The sequence below is a fragment of the Streptomyces sp. NPDC093984 genome (assembly GCF_044764595.1).
GTDB lineage: Bacteria > Actinomycetota > Actinomycetes > Streptomycetales > Streptomycetaceae > Streptomyces > Streptomyces cynarae.
Genome location: NZ_JBIWIM010000006.1, coordinates 475,470 through 495,083, shown reverse-complemented (window position 1 = coordinate 495,083; position 19,614 = coordinate 475,470). Strand labels below are relative to the sequence as shown.

General features: G+C 71.4%; 19 protein-coding genes. 12 read left to right on the top strand and 7 right to left on the bottom strand.

Features of this window, described 5'->3' with window-relative positions:
- Positions 1-126: 126 nt before the first annotated feature.
- The 3 genes from ACIRC0_RS24155 to ACIRC0_RS24145 form a co-directional block, all read right to left on the bottom strand.
- Positions 127-585, bottom strand: coding sequence for a DUF6177 family protein (locus tag ACIRC0_RS24155; protein WP_403619101.1), 459 nt, complete (start codon positions 583-585; stop codon positions 127-129).
- A complete protein-coding gene (locus ACIRC0_RS24150; protein ID WP_403619005.1) occupies positions 485-937 on the bottom strand; it encodes an HD domain-containing protein in 453 nt (150 codons plus the stop codon). The genes ACIRC0_RS24155 and ACIRC0_RS24150 overlap by 101 nt, the downstream gene beginning before the upstream one ends.
- 110 nt (positions 938-1,047) lie before the next feature.
- A complete protein-coding gene (locus tag ACIRC0_RS24145) occupies positions 1,048-2,226 on the bottom strand; it encodes a PP2C family protein-serine/threonine phosphatase (RefSeq protein WP_403619003.1) in 1,179 nt (392 codons plus the stop codon).
- Positions 2,227-2,375: 149 nt separating this feature from the next.
- Between ACIRC0_RS24145 and ACIRC0_RS24140 the strand changes: the two genes are divergently transcribed.
- On the top strand, positions 2,376-3,605 hold the full coding sequence (locus ACIRC0_RS24140) for a GNAT family N-acetyltransferase (RefSeq protein ID WP_403619000.1): 1,230 nt from the start codon (positions 2,376-2,378) through the stop codon (positions 3,603-3,605).
- A gap of 168 nt (positions 3,606-3,773) precedes the next feature.
- On the opposite strand, the gene ACIRC0_RS24135 is transcribed toward ACIRC0_RS24140, so the two are convergent.
- Positions 3,774-4,583: an Fpg/Nei family DNA glycosylase gene (locus ACIRC0_RS24135; RefSeq protein ID WP_403618997.1), complete on the bottom strand. Its 810-nt coding sequence runs from the start codon at positions 4,581-4,583 to the stop codon at positions 3,774-3,776.
- A gap of 86 nt (positions 4,584-4,669) precedes the next feature.
- Positions 4,670-5,155 (bottom strand): ribose-5-phosphate isomerase, encoded by a 486-nt coding sequence (locus ACIRC0_RS24130; RefSeq protein ID WP_403618994.1) that lies wholly within the window; start codon positions 5,153-5,155, stop codon positions 4,670-4,672.
- A gap of 268 nt (positions 5,156-5,423) precedes the next feature.
- On the opposite strand from ACIRC0_RS24130, the gene ACIRC0_RS24125 reads away from it, so the two are divergent.
- Positions 5,424-6,893: an amino acid permease gene (locus tag ACIRC0_RS24125; RefSeq protein ID WP_403618992.1), complete on the top strand. Its 1,470-nt coding sequence runs from the start codon at positions 5,424-5,426 to the stop codon at positions 6,891-6,893.
- Positions 6,894-6,955: 62 nt separating this feature from the next.
- A complete protein-coding gene (locus ACIRC0_RS24120; RefSeq protein ID WP_403618989.1) occupies positions 6,956-8,293 on the top strand; it encodes an FAD-binding oxidoreductase in 1,338 nt (445 codons plus the stop codon).
- Here the strand turns inward: ACIRC0_RS24120 and ACIRC0_RS24115 are convergent.
- Positions 8,280-8,861, bottom strand: coding sequence for a biotin transporter BioY (locus tag ACIRC0_RS24115; protein ID WP_403618986.1), 582 nt, complete (start codon positions 8,859-8,861; stop codon positions 8,280-8,282). The two genes, ACIRC0_RS24120 and ACIRC0_RS24115, sit on opposite strands and share 14 nt — an antisense overlap.
- A gap of 645 nt (positions 8,862-9,506) precedes the next feature.
- On the opposite strand from ACIRC0_RS24115, the gene ACIRC0_RS24110 reads away from it, so the two are divergent.
- The 9 genes from ACIRC0_RS24110 (at position 9,507) to ACIRC0_RS24070 (ending at position 18,774) form a co-directional block, all read left to right on the top strand.
- Positions 9,507-10,706, top strand: a complete 1,200-nt coding sequence (locus ACIRC0_RS24110) for an ROK family protein (protein WP_403618983.1) — start codon at positions 9,507-9,509, stop codon at positions 10,704-10,706.
- Positions 10,707-10,957: 251 nt separating this feature from the next.
- A complete protein-coding gene (locus tag ACIRC0_RS24105; protein WP_403618980.1) occupies positions 10,958-12,025 on the top strand; it encodes an ABC transporter substrate-binding protein in 1,068 nt (355 codons plus the stop codon).
- Positions 12,022-12,870: an ABC transporter permease gene (locus ACIRC0_RS24100; protein ID WP_403618977.1), complete on the top strand. Its 849-nt coding sequence runs from the start codon at positions 12,022-12,024 to the stop codon at positions 12,868-12,870. Before ACIRC0_RS24105 ends, ACIRC0_RS24100 begins: the two co-directional genes overlap by 4 nt.
- Positions 12,846-13,619 (top strand): ABC transporter ATP-binding protein, encoded by a 774-nt coding sequence (locus ACIRC0_RS24095; protein ID WP_403618975.1) that lies wholly within the window; start codon positions 12,846-12,848, stop codon positions 13,617-13,619. The genes ACIRC0_RS24100 and ACIRC0_RS24095 overlap by 25 nt, the downstream gene beginning before the upstream one ends.
- Positions 13,616-14,995 carry an LLM class flavin-dependent oxidoreductase gene (locus ACIRC0_RS24090; RefSeq protein WP_403618972.1) on the top strand — a complete coding sequence of 460 codons (1,380 nt, stop codon included), beginning with the start codon at positions 13,616-13,618 and terminating at the stop codon, positions 14,993-14,995. Before ACIRC0_RS24095 ends, ACIRC0_RS24090 begins: the two co-directional genes overlap by 4 nt.
- A gap of 11 nt (positions 14,996-15,006) precedes the next feature.
- Positions 15,007-15,897 carry a TauD/TfdA dioxygenase family protein gene (locus ACIRC0_RS24085; protein ID WP_403618969.1) on the top strand — a complete coding sequence of 297 codons (891 nt, stop codon included), beginning with the start codon at positions 15,007-15,009 and terminating at the stop codon, positions 15,895-15,897.
- Positions 15,898-16,017: 120 nt separating this feature from the next.
- On the top strand, positions 16,018-17,394 hold the full coding sequence (locus tag ACIRC0_RS24080) for an amino acid permease (RefSeq protein WP_403618966.1): 1,377 nt from the start codon (positions 16,018-16,020) through the stop codon (positions 17,392-17,394).
- Between the two features lie 124 nt (positions 17,395-17,518).
- A complete protein-coding gene (locus ACIRC0_RS24075) occupies positions 17,519-18,520 on the top strand; it encodes an NAD(P)-dependent oxidoreductase (protein ID WP_403618963.1) in 1,002 nt (333 codons plus the stop codon).
- A 23-nt stretch (positions 18,521-18,543) separates the two neighbouring features.
- Complete coding sequence (locus ACIRC0_RS24070; protein WP_403618960.1) at positions 18,544-18,774, top strand: hypothetical protein; 231 nt, start codon at positions 18,544-18,546, stop codon at positions 18,772-18,774.
- A gap of 94 nt (positions 18,775-18,868) precedes the next feature.
- Here ACIRC0_RS24070 and ACIRC0_RS24065 read toward each other — a convergent pair whose 3' ends face one another.
- Positions 18,869-19,531: a DsbA family protein gene (locus ACIRC0_RS24065; RefSeq protein WP_403618956.1), complete on the bottom strand. Its 663-nt coding sequence runs from the start codon at positions 19,529-19,531 to the stop codon at positions 18,869-18,871.
- Positions 19,532-19,614: the final 83 nt, after the last annotated feature.

The following is a 19,614-nucleotide window of genomic DNA, read 5'->3' as shown; positions in this document are numbered from 1 at the left end:
TGATCGTTTCCAAGCCCACACATCGTGTTCGCAGGTGATTCCACACCGACATCTCACCCTCCACCGCGACAGCGCACGGGAGTTGGGCGCGCCGTGGTGGTGGCGGTAGGTGATGGTGCCCGGACCCTACCGGGTCGGGTCTCCCTTCAGGTGCCGCATGAGCCGCTCGAAGTCCTGCCACCCCGACAGGTCCCCCGGGTCCGCCGGCAACGGGTAGTACAGCGCCGGCCTCGTCCTCGGGCCCAGGGGGATCGGGGACTCCCGCAGGGGCGTGCGGCGGGCCCTGTCGCCCGGCATGGCCCCTACCTCCTCCGCGCCCAGCACGAACGCGTACGGTACGCCCGGCCCTTCGAAGTGGGGTGGGACCGACAGGTCGCGGCGGGCCTTGCGGATCTGGACCAGCATCGACTGGAGGTCGTGCCGGGTCGCCAGCGCCTCCGCCGCCGCGCGCACCGCCTCTGCCGGCGTCGTTGCTGACGTGCCGTCAATCACCGGCGCTGATGCCGAGGTACCGCCGCATGGCGGCGTACTTGCGGGTGAGCCGCTCCGCGGTGGGGGCGTCCAGGGCGGCGAGCCGCTTCGGATCCGCGTTGTGGGCGAGGTCGGCGGCCTTCACCAGACGGGCGCCGGGGGTGGCGAGGATGCGTCGCGCGTACGCCTGCGGGTCCTCACCGGGCCGCTTGGTGACGGCCCGTACGACGGCCTTCGTCGTGGCGGACAAGGGAGCGGTGTCGAGCCACTCCTCGCTGAGGGCGCCGTCCTCCAGGGAGTCGTGCAGCCAGGCGGCGGCGACGAGTTCGTCTCCCCCACCGCGGGCGCGCACGCCCTCGGCGACGGCCGCGAGGTGCTCGGCGTAGGGCCGTCCGGCCTTGTCCTTCTGCGCGGAGTGCGCGGCCCGGGCGACGGCCTCGACCTCGGCCGGTGTCATGAGCGACATGACAGGCTCCCCCTAACTCTGCTTTCGCAACATATGGCATGGCCGAGCAGGGAGTACACACCGCCGACCACCGCGGGCGCGCCCTCGGACGCGCCCCCGGACGCGCCTCCTCAGCGCACCGCCGACGCCGTCGCCGCCTCCCGGCAGATCAGCAGCAGTGCCCGGTCGTCGTTCACGTCCTTCGCGACCGCCTCGATGAGATGCCAGGCCGCGCCGCGGAAGCCGCCCGCGACATAGCGGTCGGCCTCGCCCATGAGGCGGTCCATGCCTTCCACGATGTCGCGGTCGGACGTCTCCACCAGGCCGTCCGTGAACAGCATCAGCACGTCGCCAGGGCGCAGCGTGCCCTTCACGGAGTCGAACTGGGCGCCGTCGTAGACGCCGAGGAGCGGCCCTTCGGCCGCCTTCTCCTCCCAGCGCCCGGTGCCCGCGCTGAGCTGCAGGCCCGGCGGGTGTCCGGCGGAGTAGAGCTCGTAGTCGCCGGACTCCAGGTCCAGGACCAGGTGGATGGAGGTCGCGAACCCCTCGTCCCAGTCCTGGCGGAGGAGGTAGCCGTTCGCCGCGGGCAGGAACGCGTGCGGTGGGAGCGATCCCAGCAGTCCGCCGAACGCCCCGGACAGCAGCAGGGCGCGTGAACCGGCGTCCATGCCCTTGCCGGAGACGTCGGTGAGGACGACCTCCAGTGTGCGGCCGCCGTTGGTGCGGGCCGCCACCACGAAGTCGCCGGAGAATGACTGCCCGCCGGCCGGTCTGAGCGCCATCTCGCGGTGCCAGCCCAGCGGCAGCTTCGGCAGCTTGCTCTGGACCCGGATGCGTTCCCGCAGGTCGAAGAGCATGGTCCCGCCGCGCCGCCACGGCACCCCGACCCGGCTGCGGAACTGCGCGATCAGCAGGCCGAAGAAGCCGCAGGCCGCGACCACGAGCACGATGCCCGGGGTGACCCGGGACGGCCCCTCGGTGTAGGGGCCGAGTTTGAGGGACTCGACGATCAGCGCGGTCGCGGCGGCGGCGTACAGGCCGAGCAGGCTGGAGGGGCGCAGCAGCAGGCCGCCGGCGACGATGGGGAGGACCAGGAAGGCCGGTGAGCACCAGACGGGGTCGGCCAGGGTGACCGCCGCGATCAGCGGGATCATCAGCAGCAGGCCGGCCAGCGCGACCCAGTCCGAGCCGTCCCCGCGGAAGTAGTCCACGGCGGATCGGCGCACGCCGGTGCGGGCCCGGTGCCACTGCTTCTTCAACCGGGCCGTGAACGTCTCGGCTTCCGCGCGCCGCTCTCGTCCTGCTGCCATTGTTCGGGACCCTATCCATCGGACCAGCCCCTTGGCACGGGAGGTCCCACTTGTCCCCCGTCCGAGCGCTGAACTTCACAGGGATCGGCGCCCCGTAACGCGGGAGAAATTCCCTCGCTCGCCCCGCATTGCCCTGATAGGCATGGCACATGACGACGGACGTGCGCGTGCTGCGGCAGGACGAGTGGGACACGTGGTACGACCACCTGGTCCGGGCCTTCGGCGGCGCGGACCAAGCACCCGAAGAGCGCGCATTGGATCGCGAACTCACCGAATTCGATCGATCCCTGGGCGTATGGGACGGAACCACATGTGTCGGCACTGCGGGCGCCTTCAGCTTCCGCCTCACCGTCCCCGGCGGCGCCTCGGTCCCCGCGGCGGGCGTCACCATGGTGAGCGTGGCGGCCACGCACCGCCGGCGCGGGGTGCTGACCTCGATGATGCGCCGGCAGCTGGACGACGTCCGCTCCTGGGGGGAGCCGCTGGCGGTGCTGACCGCCTCGGAGCCTGCGATCTACGGCCGGTTCGGGTACGGCGCGGCGACGTTCCAGCTGGGCGCCGAGATCGACACGAGCCGCGTCGAGCTGTCCGTTCCGGCCGGCACGGATGACGTACGGCTGCGGTACGCGGCCCCCGCCGACGTCCTCGACGCCTGCGAGGCGGTGTACGCACGGCTGGTGCCCGGCCGTCCCGGCATGCTGGAGCGGCGGCCCGGCTGGGAGCGGGCGGGGCTGCTGGACCCGGTGAGCGAGCGGGACGGGGCGTCCGCGCTGCAGTGCGTGGTCGCCGAGCGCGAGGGCGAGATCACGGGGTACGCCCGCTTCCGCACCAAGCTCGGCTGGGGGGTCGCCGGGCACGACGGGACGGTCACCCTGGTGAACCTGGCCGCGCTCGACCCGGCGACGGACGCGGCGCTGTGGCGCTTCCTGTTCGGCATAGACCTGACGACGACGCTCGTCGTGCGCGCGCGGCCGGTCGACGACGCCTGGCAGCACCTGGTGTCCGACATCCGGCGGTGCCGGCCACGGCTGAGGGACGCCCTCCATCTGCGTCTCGTCGATGTCGGCGCGGCCCTTGAGGCCCGGACGTACCAGGCGCCCGTGGACGTGGTGTTCGAGGTCGAGGACGCCTTCTGCCCCTGGAACGAGGGGCGTTGGCGGCTGACGGGCGACCCGAAGGGCGCCTCGTGTGCGCGTACGACGGACGCGGCCGATCTCGCCCTGTCGGTGCGGGAGTTGGGGACGGCGTATCTGGGCGGGGTGTCGCTCACGTCGCTGGCCGCGGCCGGGCGGGTACGGGAGCTGCGGCAGGGCGCGCTGGCGGAGGCGTCCCTGGCGTTCGGCTCGGTGGTGGCACCGTGGCTGCCGCACGGGTTCTAGGACCGCACCAGGCAACGTTCGCCCCGTCGCGACGCCCGGCACGCGCCCCCAAGCTCTTCGAGCAGGGGGTACCCCCAGAGCACGCACGGACGCCGCTCCTTGACGGGCAAACGTTGCCTGCCGCGGCACCGGGACCGGGGCACCGAAGGGCTTTGTGAGCTCTGGGCCCTATGACCTCTGGCAGCCGGGGCACCAGAACAGGTTGCGGGCGGCGAGACCGGCGGTGCGGATCTCGCCGCCACAGAGGTGGCAGGGCAGGCCGGCCCTGCGGTAGACGTACACCTCGCCGCCGTGGTCGTCGACGCGCGGCGGGCGGCCCATGGCCTCGGGGGTGTGTTCGGGCCGCACGGTGTCGATGCGGTTGGTGCGGACGCCCTCGCGCATCAGGGCGGCGAGGTCGGCCCAGATCGCGTCCCACTCGGCGGGGGTGATGTCCTTGCCCGGCCGGTAGGGGTCGATGCCGTGCCGGAAGAGGACCTCGGCGCGGTAGACGTTGCCGACCCCCGCGATGACCTTCTGGTCCATGAGCAGGGCGGCGATGCTCGTCCGGCTGCGGCGGACCCGCCGGTGGGCGGCCTCCGGGTCGGCGTCGTCGCGCAGCGGGTCGGGGCCGAGGCGGCCGTGGACCGCGGCCTTCTCCTCGCCGGTGACCAGCGCGCAGGTGGTGGGGCCGCGCAGGTCGACGTACGCGGTGGGGTTCGCCAGACGCAGGCGGACCGTGTCGGTGGGCGGGGGCGCGGGGGCGTCGCCGAAGGCGACCTTGCCGAAGAGGCCGAGGTGGATGTGCACCCAGTCGGCGCCGCGGAAGCCGAGGAAGAGGTGCTTGCCGTGGGCGTCGGCGGTGTGCAGCTCGGCCCCGTCGAGCAGGGCCGCGGCGTCGGCGAACTTGCCCTGGGGGCTGGTGACGGCGACCGCGCCGCCGGCGAACCGTGCCGCGTAGTCCCGGGCCAGCCGGTGGATGGTGTGCCCCTCTGGCACGGCTTGCCTCAACCTTTCAAACACCGGGGCGCCGCCGGGGGCACCCCCGGCCCCCTGGCTACGCCCCGCCCCTGACCTGCCGGTTCTCAGTCCTGCGGGTGGTGCGGGGGGATCGGCGGCAGCTCGCCCGTGGTCTCGTACGAGGACAGCATGTCGATGCGCCGCACATGCCGCTCGTCGCCCGAGAACGGCGTGTTCAGGAACGTCTCGACGAACTTCGTCGCCTCCTCCGCCGTGTGCATCCGGGCGCCCACGGCGACGACGTTCGCGTTGTTGTGCTGCCGGCCCAGGGAGGCCGTCTCCTCGCTCCAGGCGAGGGCCGCCCGCACGCCCTTCACCTTGTTCGCGGCGATCTGCTCCCCGTTGCCGGAGCCGCCGATGACGATGCCGAGGGCGTCGGGGTCCGCGGCGGTGCGCTCCGCGGCGCGGAGGCAGAAGGGCGGGTAGTCGTCCTGGGCGTCGTAGATGTGGGGCCCGCAGTCGACGGGCTCGTGCCCGGCGGCCTTGAGCCACTCGACGAGGTGGTTCTTCAGTTCGAAACCGGCATGGTCGGAGCCGAGGTACACGCGCATGATCCGAGTGTGTCACGTCCGTCGCGGCTCGGCCTCGCGGGGTGACAGCCAGGAAAAGATGTGAGCTACACCATAGAACCTCAAGAAAACCTCAAGTAACAATCCGGATTCAAAGGTTCCCGAATTTGTTCGCCTCAGATTCACTGGACCGGCTCGTACACCGCTCGTACGAGCCCCCGTACTTCCGCTCGTACGGGGCAGAAGGTGTCCGTCCGTACGTGTGTCCCCTCTTGTTTCTCGTACACCCGGCGCAAAGGAATCACCCTTTATGACTTCGCAGCCGACCCCCACCCAGGCCGGAAACGCACCCGGCCGCCCCGGAGAACCCGGCGGCGGCCTCCAGGCAGGACTCAAGAACCGTCATCTGTCGATGATCGCCATCGGTGGTGTCATCGGCGCCGGTCTGTTCGTCGGTTCCAGCTCCGGCATCGCCACCGCCGGCCCCGGCATCCTGCTCTCGTACGCCCTCGTCGGCACGCTCGTGGTGCTGGTGATGCGGATGCTGGGCGAGATGTCCGCCGCGAACCCCACCTCGGGCTCCTTCTCCGCGCACGCGGACCGGGCGCTCGGCCGTTGGGCCGGTTTCTCGATCGGCTGGCTGTACTGGTTCTTCTGGGTGGTCGTGCTCGCCGTGGAGGCCACCGCGGGCGCCAAGATCCTCTCCGGGTGGGTCCCGGCCGTGCCGCAGTGGGGCTGGGCGCTCATCGTCATGATCGTGCTGACCGCGACCAACCTGGTCTCCGTCGGCTCCTACGGTGAGTTCGAGTTCTGGTTCGCCGGGATCAAGGTCGTGGCGATCGGCGCGTTCATCGTCGTCGGCGCCCTCGCCGTCTTCGGGGTGCTGCCGGGCGTCCACAGCGACAAGGCGAGCCTGGACAACCTGACCGGTCACGGCGGCTTCCTGCCCCACGGACCCGGGGCCATCCTCACCGGTGTGCTGCTGGTCGTGTTCTCCTTCATGGGCAGCGAGATCGCCACGCTGGCGGCCGGCGAGTCGGAGGACCCGCAGCGGGCGGTCACCAAGTCGACGAACAGCATCATCTGGCGTATCGCCGTCTTCTACCTGGGCTCGATCTTCGTGGTCGTCTCGCTGCTGCCGTGGAACGACCCGTCGATCAAGGACAAGGGCTCCTACGTCGCCGCCCTGGACTCCCTCGGCATCGCGCACGCCGGCCAGATCATGAACGTCATCGTGCTGACGTCGGTGCTGTCCTGTCTGAACTCCGGGCTCTACACGGCCTCCCGGATGGCCTTCTCGCTGGGCCAGCGGGGTGACGCACCGAAGGCGTTCGCGCGGACCACGTCCCGGGGTGTGCCGATGGCCGCGATCGTCGCGTCCGTCGTCTTCGGCTTCGTCGCCGTCTTCTTCAACTACAAGTTCCCGGACTCGGTCTTCCTCTTCCTGGTCAACTCCAGTGGCGCGGTGGCCCTGTTCGTGTGGCTGGTCATCTGCTTCTCGCAGCTGCGGATGCGGAAGATCATCCAGCGCGAGACGCCGGAGAAGCTGCTCGTCAAGATGTGGCTGTACCCGTACCTGACCTGGGCGACGGCCGCGCTGATCGTGTTCGTCCTCGGCTACATGCTGACCGACACCGAGCACGACGGACGGGAGACGGTGCTGCTGTCGCTGCTCGTCGCCGCGGTGGTGCTGGTGATCGCCGTGGTGAAGGAGCGGATCGCGGGCAACCGCACGGCCGCCCCCACCGAGGCACCGGCCGACAAGGTCTCCGTCGGCTGATCCGGCACCCCTCGGAACATGGCCGCATAACCTGACGGAAGCTGTCAGGTTATGCGGCCATCATGCGTGGCATGACCTACACGGACGACCGCGCAGACCTGACCCTGCTCCGCCCCGGCGACGCCGGCTACGACGACGAACTCACCGGGTTCCAGACCGGGTTCACCCAACGGCCCGCGGTGATCGCGGCCGTCCGGTCGACCGCGGACGTGGTGGCCGCCGTGCGGTACGCGGCTGCCGAAGACCTGCCGGTGGGCGTGCAGGCCACCGGACACGGGCTGCCCGGGGGCTACGAGGGCGGGCTGCTCATCACGACCCGGCGGCTGGACGGGCTCACCATCGATCCCGAGGCGCGTACGGTCCGCGTGCAGGCGGGGGTGCGCTGGGGGCAGGTGGTCGCGGCGGCCGAGCCGTACGGGCTGGCCCCGCTCAACGGCTCGGCGCCGGGCGTGGGCGCGGTGTCGTACACCCTGGGCGGCGGACTCGGCATCCTCGCACGGGAGTTCGGGTACGCGGCCGACCATGTGCGGTGGCTGGAGGTCGTCACCGCCGACGGCGAACTCCGCCGCGTCACCCCGGAGTCCGACCCCGAGCTGTACTGGGCACTGCTGGGGGCGGGGCAGAACTTCGGCATCGTGACCGAGCTGGAGATCGGCCTGGTTCCGGTGCGGACGCTGTACGGCGGCTCGCTCGCCTTCGACGGGCGCGAGGTGGACCCTGCGGCCGTGCTGCGCGCGTACGAGGCGTGGACGCGGACCGTGCCGGAGTCGCTGACCTCTTCCTTCGCCGCCGTACCGTACCCGGACCAGCCCGCGCTGCCGCCGCACCTGCGCGGCCGGTACCTCGTCTCGATCAGGGTCGCCCACACGGGCGCCGACGGCCAACGGCTCACGGCCCCGCTGCGGGAGATCGGGCCGGTGCTGTCGGACTCGCTGCGCGAGATGCCGTACGCCGAGAGCCACACCATCCACAGCGACCCGGACTTCCCGCACGCCTACTACGGCGACAGCGCGGTGCTGCGGGAGCTGGACGTCGAACGGGCCGGGGAACTGCTGAAGCGGACCGGGCCCGAGGCGGGCCTGATGTGTGTCGTGCAGGTCAACCACCTGGGCGGGGCGCTGGCCCGGCCCGCGCCGAACGCGGTGCCGTATCGCGAAGGGCGGTTCCTGGTGCGGCTGTTGACCGTAGGCGACCGTGAGGGGGCGCGGGCCGTACTGGACCCGGCGTTCGCCCTGCTGGCGGACGATCGCCTGGGCCGCTCGCTCAACTTCGCCTTCGGGGCCGGGGACCGGGGTGCCGGGCTGTACGACCCGGAAACGCGCAAGAGGCTCGCCGGGCTGAAGGAGACTTACGACCCGGCGAACCTCTTCCGCAGGAACTACGGCGTCAGCGCTTGCTGACGAACTTCCAGGCGGTGGGCAGCGCGCCCATCGCCAGGGCGGCCTTGAGGGCGTCACCGATCAGGAACGGGGTGAGGCCGGCCGCGACCGCCTGGGAGAAGGAGAGGTGGGCCGCCAGGGCCAGGTAGGGGACGCCGACCGCGTAGATGATCGCCTCGCCGAGGATCATCGTGCCCGCCATGCGCAGCGGGGAGCGGTCGGCGCCGCGGCGGGCCAGGGCGCCCACGGCCGCCGAGGCGAGCAGCATGCCGATGACATAGCCGAAGGAGACGGCCCCCGCGCCGGAGGCGCCGCCCGCGAACCACGGCACGCCGGCCACACCGGCGAGCGCGTACAGGGCGAGGGAGAGGAAGCCGCGGCGGGCCCCGAGCGCGGTGCCGACGAGCAGCGCGGCGAAGGTCTGGCCGGTCACCGGCACCGGGGACCCGGGCACCGGGACCGACAGCTGGGCCGCGAGGCCGGTGAGCACGGCGCCGCCGATGACGAGGGCCGCGTCGCGGACGCGGGACGTCGGCAGCAGGTCGGCGAGGACCGTGCCCGGGCGGGCGAGGGTGGTGGCGGTGCTCATGGGGACTCCGCGGGGTGGTGTGGACACGTCGGGACAGCGTGACGCTATCCCAGCGCCCTCGAGCCGATCACCATCGGCGGTCGACAAAGGGTGGAACGACGCGTTCGTGCACTTCGCACAAAGGGTGCTCCTTACACACGGTCAGGCGTGAGACAGGTCACTGAGATGAAGACGTTTCACTCATGCTCGGGTAGCGACCGGGAACTGTAGGGTCCCGCCAAAGCCCAGAGGGGTTCGTCTCGCCCGTCGGTCGCCGTCTGGGCAGCGGTGGGCCGTTTTGCTAGCTTCGAACGCATGGTTGCCCAGGCCCGGAACTTCACGTCGCGTCGCTATGTCGACCTGCGACGCCAGGGCACGGCCACCTGTCGTCGCCCGGTGTAGGGCCTTTCGTTTGGATCAGGCCGGGCTCGCGGGGCCTGGCACGCACGTCTGCGGCGTTGTCGTCACTCGCCGGCTCCCCCACGCTCGAACACGCTCGCGCGGGGGGACCCCCATCGCGTCGACTCCCTCCTCCGCCTTGCAGCTGCACGCACCAAGCCCCGCTCCCTGATCCGGCCTGATCCAAACGAAAGACCCTAGGGGCGGGCTCCGGCGCGCCTCGAACCTTCCGAGACGTGTCGGCCCCGTTCCCGAGGACGGTTCTCCATGCCCCGTACCGCGGCATCCACTCTTGCCTCCCCTGTTCCCCGTGCCGCCGACAGCGACCGGCGGCGTACCAGCGCCAGCGTCGTGCTGCGGTCCGTGCTGGAGCACGGGCCGGTGGCGCGCAGCACCGTCGCCCGGCTGACCGGGCTGTCGCCCGCGTCCGTGACCGAGCACTGTGCCCGGCTGACCGGGCTGGGGCTGATCCGTGAGGAGGCTGCCCCGCGGCGCTCGAACGGGGTGGGCCGGCCCCATGTGCCCGTCGATCTCGACACCGAGCGGCACCTGGTCTGCGGGGTGCACGTGGCCGTGCCGTACACCACGGTCGCGCTGCTCGATCTGCGGGGTCGCGTCGTGGCCCGGAGGGAGGTGAAGCACGAGCGGACGGACCCCGGCTGGGTGCTGGCCCGGGCCGCGGAGGGACTCGCGGCACTGCTCGCCGAGGCGCCGGGCCGCGGGCCGCTCGGGGTCGGGGTCGCGGTCGGCGGCTGGGTGGACCGGGAGACGGGCACCGTGGTCGAGCACGAGCTGCTGGGCTGGCGCGAGGTGCCGGTGCGGGAGCTGCTCGAGGCCCGTACCGGGCTGCCGGTCCATGTGGACGGGCACGCGCGCGCGTTGGTCAACGGGGAGCGGCTGTTCGGGCGGGCCCGGGGCAGCCGCAGCGTGCTGCACCTGTTCGTGGGCAACGTGGTCGACGCGGCCTTCGCCACCAATGACGAGGTGCACCACGGGCCCCGCTCCCAGGCGGGGTCGATCGCCCACCTTCCGGTGCCGGGCGGCACCGAGCCGTGCGCGTGCGGCGGTACCGGCTGCCTCCAGGTCGAGCTGAGCGAGCGGACGTTGTGCCGGCGCGCCCGCGCGGCCGGCGTGATCGACGGGGTGAACCCGATGCACGTGGTGGCCGCGGCGGCGGCCGGGGACGGGGTGGCGCGGCGGCTGCTGAGGGAGCGGGCCCGGACGACGGGGCGGGCGGCCGGGCTGCTGCTGGACGTGCTGAACCCGGAGACGGTCGTGGTGACCGAGGTGGGTGTCATGCACTTCGAGGAATGCCTGCACGCACTGCGGGAAGCGGCCGGAATGCGCCGGGCGGCGGCCGTCGTGCCGACCAGTTTCCCGGATTCCGTGCTTGCGGTCGCGGGCGGCTCCGTGGTTCTCGACGTGCTGTTCCGCGACCCGCTGGGCGCGTCACCTGAGGCTATTTAATTCAGAAACTCGGAATGTTGACAGGGGTCGTCCACGGCCGGGAACATCCTGCTCATGAACCCGCTCACGAGCTGTCGCACCCTCTGTTGCTGACACATTGCCGCGCATGAAGCGCGTGTTTCCGTCTGCGTGAGTTCACTTCTTCCGGCACCCTTCCCGTCCGGGATTTCCCCACTTCCGGCATGCGGCCCGCCCGGAATTCATCCTGCCTTTCTGCTCTGTTCCGCTCCGCGCATCCAGGGAGTCCTCCCATGCCTTCTCCATCTGTTTCCGGTCTCGACCGCCGCCTGTTTCTCACCTCCCTGCTCGGCGCGTCCGCCGCCGTGGCCGGGCTCAGCGGCTGCGCGGGCGGCAGTGCCGCCGCCGACACCGAGGGCGCCGCCACCAAGCCGCTCGCCGACAAGGTCCCGGCGGGAACCAGCCTGAAGATCGCCTCGTACCAGAACCAGCAGCAGCTGCAGTTCAAGCTGGCGAGGCTGCCCGAGCTGCCGTTCACGGTGTCGAGCTGGGTGAACATCGGGGCCGGCCCGGACGTGATCAACGCGTTCCGCGCCAGGTCCCTGGACCTCGCCAACAACGCGGGCATCCCGCCGATCCAGGCGCACTACCAGGGCTTCGCCGCGAAGATCGTGGCGATCGACATCACCCGCAAGCCCAACTACCTCTTCGCCACCAAACCCGGCAGCGACATCCGCACGGTCGAGGACTTCAAGGGCAAGAGGCTGGCCTTCTCCCAGGGCCAGGCGCAGGGTGTCGTACTGCTGCGGGCGCTGAAGAAGGCGGGCCTGAAGTACGACGACGTGAAGCTGGTCCCGCTGACCAGCAACCAGTTCCTCACCGCCCTGCAGTCCGGGCAGGTGGACGTGGCCCCGCTCGGCAACAACCAGGCACCCGCCTATCTGAAGCAGTACGGGTCCAAGGGTGCCCACACCATCACCACCGACGTGGTCGACCTGCTGAACCTGCTGTGGGCGCCGCAGTCCGTGCTCAACGACCCGGCCAAGGCCGCCGCGATCGCCGCGTACATCCCCCAGTGGGCCCGGGGCCAGGTGTGGACGTACGAGCACCCGGACGTCTGGAACGAGGAGTTCTACGTCAAGACGCAGAACCTGACCCTGGAGCAGGCCGAGTCCATCACCGCGCTCGCCAACAAGCCGCTGTTCCCACTCAGTTGGGACGAGGCGATCAAGTGGGAACAGGAGACCGCCGATCTGCTCGCCGAGGGCGGCTTCGTGAAGAAGTTCGACGTCTCCTCGCTCTTCGACCACCGCTTCGAGTCCATCGCCGCCAGGGCCGTACCGGCGGAGTACCGGAGGTGAGCGCCGTGACCACGACGACGACAGCCGTGGCGGCACCGGCCGCCGAGGAACTCCCCCAGGTCCGCCGGGTCCGCCGGCTCTCCCCCGGGCGTCACCTGCCCGCCGCCCGGCTCATCGGCCCGCTGGTGGTCCTCGCCCTGTGGTCCGCCGCCTCGGCCGCGGGATGGCTCGACCCGGGTGCCGTCCCGGCGCCCTGGACGGTGCTGAGGACGGCCGGCCACCTGTGGACGGACGGCACGCTGTCCACCGATGTGCTGACCTCGCTGAAGCGGGCCGCGTACGGCTTCGCGATCGGCCTGACGGCGGGCGTGCTGCTGGCGCTCGCCTCGGGGCTCAGCCGGGCGGGGGAAGCGCTGATCGACGGGACCGTGCAGCTCAACCGGGCGATCCCGACCCTCGGTCTGATCCCGCTGTTCATCCTCTGGCTGGGCATCGGTGAGACCTTCAAGATCGCCATCATCGCGATCGTCGTCTACATCCCCATCTACCTGAACACGCACTCCGCGCTGTCCGGCATCGACAGCCGGTACGTCGAACTCGCCGAGGTACAGGGCCTGTCGAGGTTCGCCTTCATCCGGCAGGTGGTGATCCCCGGCGCGCTCCCCGGATTCTTCGTGGGACTCCGGCTCGGCGTGACCGGCTCCTGGCTGGGCCTGGTGGTCCTGGAGCAGATCAACGCCACCAGCGGCCTCGGCTACATGATGTTCCAGGCGCAGAACTACGGCCAGAGCGACGTCATCCTGGTCGGCCTGCTGATCTACGGCGTCTTCGGCCTGGTCTCCGACAGCGTGGTCCGTCTCATCGAACGGAGGGTGCTGTCGTGGCGCCGCACACTGAGCAGCTGACCCGGCCCGCCGTCCAACTGCGCGGTCTGACCCGGTCGTTCGACGGCCGTACGGTCCTCGACGGCATCGACCTCGATCTGCCCGCCGGACAGTTCACGGCCCTCCTGGGGCACAGCGGCTCGGGCAAGTCCACCCTGCTGCGGGCCGTCGCCGGACTCGACCACGGAGTGGCCGGACGGGGGTCCCCCCTGCTCGAGCGAAGCCGAGAGCTTGGGGGAGGGCAGCTCACCGCGCCCGAGCGGGTCTCGGTGGTCTTCCAGGACTCCCGGCTGCTGCCCTGGCGCCGCGTTCTGGACAACGTCCTGCTGGGCCTGGACGGCAAGGACGCCGAGGAGCGCGGCCGGGCCGCCCTCGCGGAGGTGGGCCTGAAAGGCCGCGAGCGGGCCTGGCCGGGCGAGCTGTCCGGTGGTGAGGCCCAGCGGGCCGCGCTGGCCCGCTCCCTGGTCCGCGAGCCAGAACTCCTGCTGGCCGACGAGCCGTTCGGCGCGCTGGACGCACTCACCCGGATCAAGATGCACAGCCTGCTGCGCGAGCTGTGGAAGCGCCACCGGCCCTCCGTGCTGCTCGTGACCCACGACGTGGACGAGGCGATCGTGCTCGCCGACCGCGTCCTCGTCCTGGACCAGGGCCGTATCGGCCTCGACCTGACCATCGACCGCCCCCACCCGCGCTCCTACCGCGAGCCGGTCCTGGGCGAATACCGCGAGCGGCTGCTGGCCGCCCTCGGTGTCACGGAGGACCACGCATGACCCGCCTGCTCCACCTCAACGCGTTCCTGATGAACACCGGTCACCACGAGGCCTCGTGGCGGCTCCCGGAGAGCGACCCCTACGCGCACGTCGACCTCGCGCACTACGTCAACCTGGCACGGATCGCCGAACGCGGCACCTTCGACTCCCTCTTCCTCGCCGACGGCCCACAGCTGTGGAACAACCTCGCCCAGCGGCCGGCCGGCGCCCTGGAGCCCCTCACCCTGCTGACCGCACTGGCGACGGCCACCGAGCACATCGGCCTGATCGCCACCGCCTCCACCTCCTACAACTCCCCGTACAACCTGGCCCGCAAGTTCGCCTCGCTGGACGTCATCAGCGGGGGCCGGGCGGGCTGGAACATCGTCACCACCGCGGGCGCCGAGGCCGCCCGCAACTTCGGCCTGGACGCCGAGCCCGCGCACGCCGAGCGGTACGCGCGCGCCGCCGAGTTCCTCGACGTGGCCCTCAAGCTCTGGGACAGCTGGGAGGACGACGCCATCGTCGCCGACAAGGCGGCCGGCGTCTGGGGAGACGACAGCAAGATCCACCCGCCCCGGCACAAGGGGAGGTACTTCAGCGTCGCCGGCGCCCTCAACGTGCCGCGCACCCCGCAGGGTTACCCGCTGCTGGTGCAGGCGGGCTCCTCGGAGGACGGGAAGCGGTTCGCGGCACGGTACGCGGAGGCGGTGTTCACCGCCCAGCAGACCCTCCAGGACGCGCAGGCCTTCTACGCCGACCTCAAGTCCCGCACCGAGCGGGAGGGGCGGAACCCCGACCACATCAAAGTGCTGCCGGGCATCGTCCCCGTGCTCGGCTCGACCGAGGCCGAAGCCAGAGCCGCCGAGCAGCTCCTCGAGGACCACATCGTGTACGACCACGGGGTGGGCCGCCTGGAGAGCCTGCTGCACCTGGAGCCCGGAACCCTGGAGCTGGACGCCCTGCTCCCCGCCGATCTGCCGCCCGAGTCCGCCATCGAGGGCGCCAAGAGCCGCTACACGCTCGTCGTGGAGCTGGCCAGGCGGGAGCGGCTGACCGTACGGCAGCTGATCGGGCGGCTCGGCGGCGGGCGCGGCCACCTCACCTTCGCCGGGACGCCCGAGCAGGTCGCCGACCAGATCGAGACCTGGTTCACGCAAGGAGCCGCCGACGGCTTCAACATCATGCCCGCCGTGCTGCCCTCGGGTCTGGAGGCGTTCGCCGAGCACGTCGTACCCCTTCTGCGCACCCGCGGCCTGCTGCGCACGGAGTACGGCCCCCGCCAGACCCTGCGGGAGCGCTACGGCCTCCCCCGCCCCGCCAACCAGTACTCCCCCAAGTTCTCGGCTTCGCTCGAACAGGGGGGACCTTCATCCCCCGCACTCGCCACCGCCTGAAAGGACCCGCCATGTCCATCGAGATCACCAAGGTCACCGCACGCATCGGCGCCCGGGTCACCGGAGTCGACATCACCAAGCCGCTCGACCAGGAGCAGGTCACCGCGATCCGCGAGGCCCTGAACGCCCACAAGGCGCTCGTCTTCGACGCCGCAGACCTGGACGACGAGGGCCAGCAGGCCTTCGCCCGCCGGCTGGGCGACCTCACCACCGCCCACCCGACGGTCGGTGCCGTCGAGGGTGCCCCGAACGTGCTGCCCGTGGACAGCGAGCGCGGCCGCGCCAACCACTGGCACACCGACGTCACCTTCGTCCTCAACCCGCCGCAGGCCAGCACCCTGCGCTCGATCACGATCCCGCCCTACGGCGGCGAGACCCTGATCGCCAACGCGGCGGCGGCCTACCGCGATCTGCCGGAGCCGCTGCGCCGCCTGGCCGACACCCTGTGGGCCGAGCACACCAACGACTACGACTACGCGGTGCCGGAGGAGGAGATCGACGAGGAGAAGGCCGCCCAGCGGGCCCGGTTCACCTCGATCAAGTACCGCACCGCCCACCCCGTCGTCCGCGTCCATCCGCTGACCGGGGAGCGCGGGCTGTTCATCGGCGGGTTCGCGCAGCGGATCGTGGGCCTGTCGGTCGGCGAGTCCCGCAAGATCCTGGAGCTGCTGCAGGCGTACATCACCCGCCCGGAGAACATCCTGCGCCACCGCTGGGCGGAGAACGAGCTGGTGCTCTTCGACAACCGGATCACCCAGCACTACGCCATCGACAACTACGACGGGCAGCCGCGCCGACTGCACCGGGTGACCGTCGCCGGTGACGTCCCGGTCGGCATCGAGGGCAAGGAGAGCTACTCGATCGAGGGTGACGCCGCGCACTACACACCGGTCGCCGCGTAACAAGAGCGTCACTGACCGTACATCCGGCGTCCGGATAGTGGGCAGCCTCTCCGTCCCACCGGGGAGGCTGCCCACACTGTGGGCGTTTTGCCCCCTCTCACGTACGGACGAGCCGCGCCCATGCCCAGCACCACCGTCGAGACGCCGCCGACCGACGACGTCTCCCTCTCCCACGGCCTCAAGCAGCGCCATCTGTCGATGATCGCCCTCGGCGGGGTGATCGGCGCCGGCCTGTTCGTCGGGTCCGGCGCGGGCATCGCCGCCGCCGGGCCGTCGATCGTGATCGCGTACGCCGTCTCCGGTCTGCTCGTCATGCTGGTGATGCGGATGCTCGGCGAGATGTCGGCCGCCTACCCGTCGTCGGGCTCCTTCTCCGCGCACGCCGAGCGGGCCATCGGCCCCTGGGCGGGTTTCACCGCGGGCTGGTCGTTCTGGGTGCTGCTGTGCACGGCGGTCGGCCTGGAGGGCATCGGCGCCGCGAAGATCGTCACCGGCTGGCTGCCCGGCACCCCGGAATGGGCGTGGGTGGCGCTGTTCATGGTGGTCTTCTGCGGGGCGAACCTGGCCGCCGTGAAGAACTTCGGCGAGTTCGAGTTCTGGTTCGCCGCGCTGAAGGTCGGCGCGATCACCCTCTTCCTGGTGCTCGGCGTGCTGGCGATCGCGGGCGTGCTGCCCGGCACCGACTCCCCCGGCGCCTCGCACCTGACCGACTTCCTGCCGCACGGCAGCGAGGGCCTGGTCATCGGCCTGCTCGCGTCGGTGTTCGCGTACGGCGGCCTGGAGACCGTCACCATCGCGGCGGCCGAGTCGCAGGACCCGGTCAGGGGTGTGGCGAGCGCGGTGCGTACGGCGATGTGGCGCATCGCGGTGTTCTACGTCGGCTCGATGGCGGTCATCGTCACGCTGGTCCCGTGGAACGCGAAGGAGGTCGTCGAGAAGGGCCCGTACGTGGCCGCCCTCGACCACCTGGGCATTCCGGGTGCCGGGCAGCTGATGAACGTGGTGGTGCTGGTCGCGCTGCTGTCCGCGATGAACGCCAACATCTACGGGTCCTCGCGCATCGCGTACTCGCTGGTGGAGCGCGGCCAGGGCCCGAAGGCGCTGGACAGGGTCCTCGGCGGCGTCCCGCGGATCGCGGTGCTGGCGTCCTCGGTCTTCGGGTTCGTGTGCGTGGTGCTGAGCTACTGGCGGCCGGACGACGTCTTCCCCTGGCTGCTGAACATGATCGGCGCGGTGATCCTGGTCGTCTGGGTCTTCATCGCGGTCTCGCAACTGCGCCTGCGCCGCCGCCTGGAGCGGGAGGCGCCCGGCAAGCTGGTCGTGCGGATGTGGGCGTTCCCCGTGCTGACATGGCTCGCGCTGGCCGGCATGGCGGCGATCTTCGTGCTGATGGCGCGACAGCCCGACACCCGCGTACAGCTGTACTCGACGGGCGGGATGACCCTGTTCCTGGCGGCCGTCGGCTACGCCTGGCAGAGGGCGCGCGCCAAGCGCTGACGCCGGGGCCCGGCGCCCGGTGCCCCTCTTTCCGTCGCACGTGGGATTGACGGTCCGCCACGGTGGGATCACCCTCGGTCGACAAGCCGTTCCCACGAGGGGACGGGGACGGGAAGGGGAGCCGATGGAGTCGACCGACCCGGTACGCGTGGTGGCCGCGGGTGACCGCTTCGTCCTGCCGTCGCTGATCACGGCGGCCATACACCACGAGTTGGACGAACATCCCTGCGAGGTAAGGGAGTCGGTGCTCGCGGAGGACGCGGGCGAGGCCGAGGAGGAGCTGATCAAGGCGCTGGCGGACGCCGAGGTCCTCGTCACCCGCGGCGGTCCGGTCACCGAGCGGGTGCTGGCCGCCGCGCCGGAGCTGCGGCTGCTGGTGGTGTGCCGGGGCGGCCCGGTGAACGTCGACCTGGATGCGGCGAAGGCGCACGGCGTCCGTGTGTGCCGCGTGCCCGGCGGCGGGGCGGCGGCCACCGCCGAGTTCACGCTCGGCCTGATACTGGCCGCCCTGCGCCGCATCCCCGAGGCCCACGCATTCCTGACCCGGCAAGGGAGGTGGCAGGGCCCCGCGTCCCCCACGTACGAGCACGGCGGCCCGGAGCTGGAGGACCTGCCGGTGGGCCTGGTCGGTCATGGCGCGGTGGGCAGCCGGGTAGCGCGGGTGCTGTGCGCGTTCGGGGCGCGGGTGATGGTCTACGACCCGTATGTGCGCGGGGAGGTGCACGGGCTGCGGATCGGCTCGCTCGACGACCTGCTGCGCCGCTCCCGGGTGATCACCCTGCACGTCCCGCTCACCTCCGGGACCCGGGGCCTGATCGGAGCCCGCGAGCTGGCCCTGCTGCCGCGCGGCGCGGTGGTGGTGAACGCGGCGGACGGGGAGCTGCTGGACGAGGACGCGCTGTGCGACGCGCTGGAGAGCGGGCAGCTGTCGGCCGCGGCCCTCGACACGTACGCGCACGAGCCGCTGCCACCGGACTCCCGGCTCCTCGCTCTGGCACGACGACTGGTGCTGACCCCGCGCCTCGGCGGGTCGAGCCGCGCGGCGGCCGAGAAGACGGCCGGGATCGCGGCGCAGGAGGTGGGCCGCTGGGTGCGCGGGGAGCGCCCGGCGCACTCCCTGGCGTGATCGGGTACAACGAGGAGACAGCCATGACCTACCGGGCATACCGGCGGTGTCCCAACTGCGGGGACACCATGCAGGACTTCCGGGAGCTGGAGGGGGACGCGGAGAAGGCGGCGGCCGAGGAGGCCCTCCGGCCGATCCTGGAGGGCCACCTTTTCGTCGCGAAGGACTACCACCGCTGCGCCCACCCCGGCTGCCGGCGCATCCAGCGCAAGGACCACTGGAGGACGGGGGCGACGTTGCCGGAGGAGTCCTAGACACGAGAAAGGGCGCCGCAGCGGCCGTGGCTGCGGCGCCCTGTCCACCTGGCCTCAACGGCACCCGGCGGTGAGGACTACAGGTTGCTGAGGACTACAGGTTGCTGAAGTCCGGCCCCTTCGTCCGCGTCCGCTTGATCTCGTAGAAGCCCGGCACCGACGCGACCGCCAGCGTCCCGTCCCAGAGCCTCACCGCGTCCTCGCCCATCGGTGCCGGCGTCACCACCGGCCCGAAGAAGGCGACCTGCTCCCCGTCCGGGCCCGGCACCGCGATCACCGGCGTGCCCACCTCCTGGCCCACCTTCTCGATGCCCTCCTTGTGCGAGGCCCGCAGCTGCGCATCGAACTCGAAGTCCTCCTGCTCGGCGTAGTCGATCAGGTCGGCGGGCAGGCCGGCCTCCTCCAGCGCCGCCGCGATCGCCTCGAGCGTCGGGCCCTCGTCCTGGTTGTGGAAGCGCGTGCCGAGCGCGGTGTACAGCGGCCCGAGGACGTCCGCACCGTGCTTCTGCCACGCCGCCGTCACCACGCGCACCGGCTTCCACGCCTGGGTCGCCAGCATCTCCCGGTAGTCCTCGGGCAGCTGGTCGAGCCTGTCCTCGTTGAGCACCGCCAGGCTCATGATGTGCCAGCGGACCTCGATGTCACGGACCTTCCCGACCTCCAGCACCCAGCGGGAGGCCATCCAGGCCCAGGGGCACAGCGGGTCGAACCAGAAGTCGACGGGGGTCTTGCCGGAAGCGGTCGCGGTCTCGGACATGGCTCTCCTCGGAAACATGGACGTTCATCCCTCAACAACCGGTGAGCCGCCCACGTCATTCCCTCGCACACCGGCCGTATTCC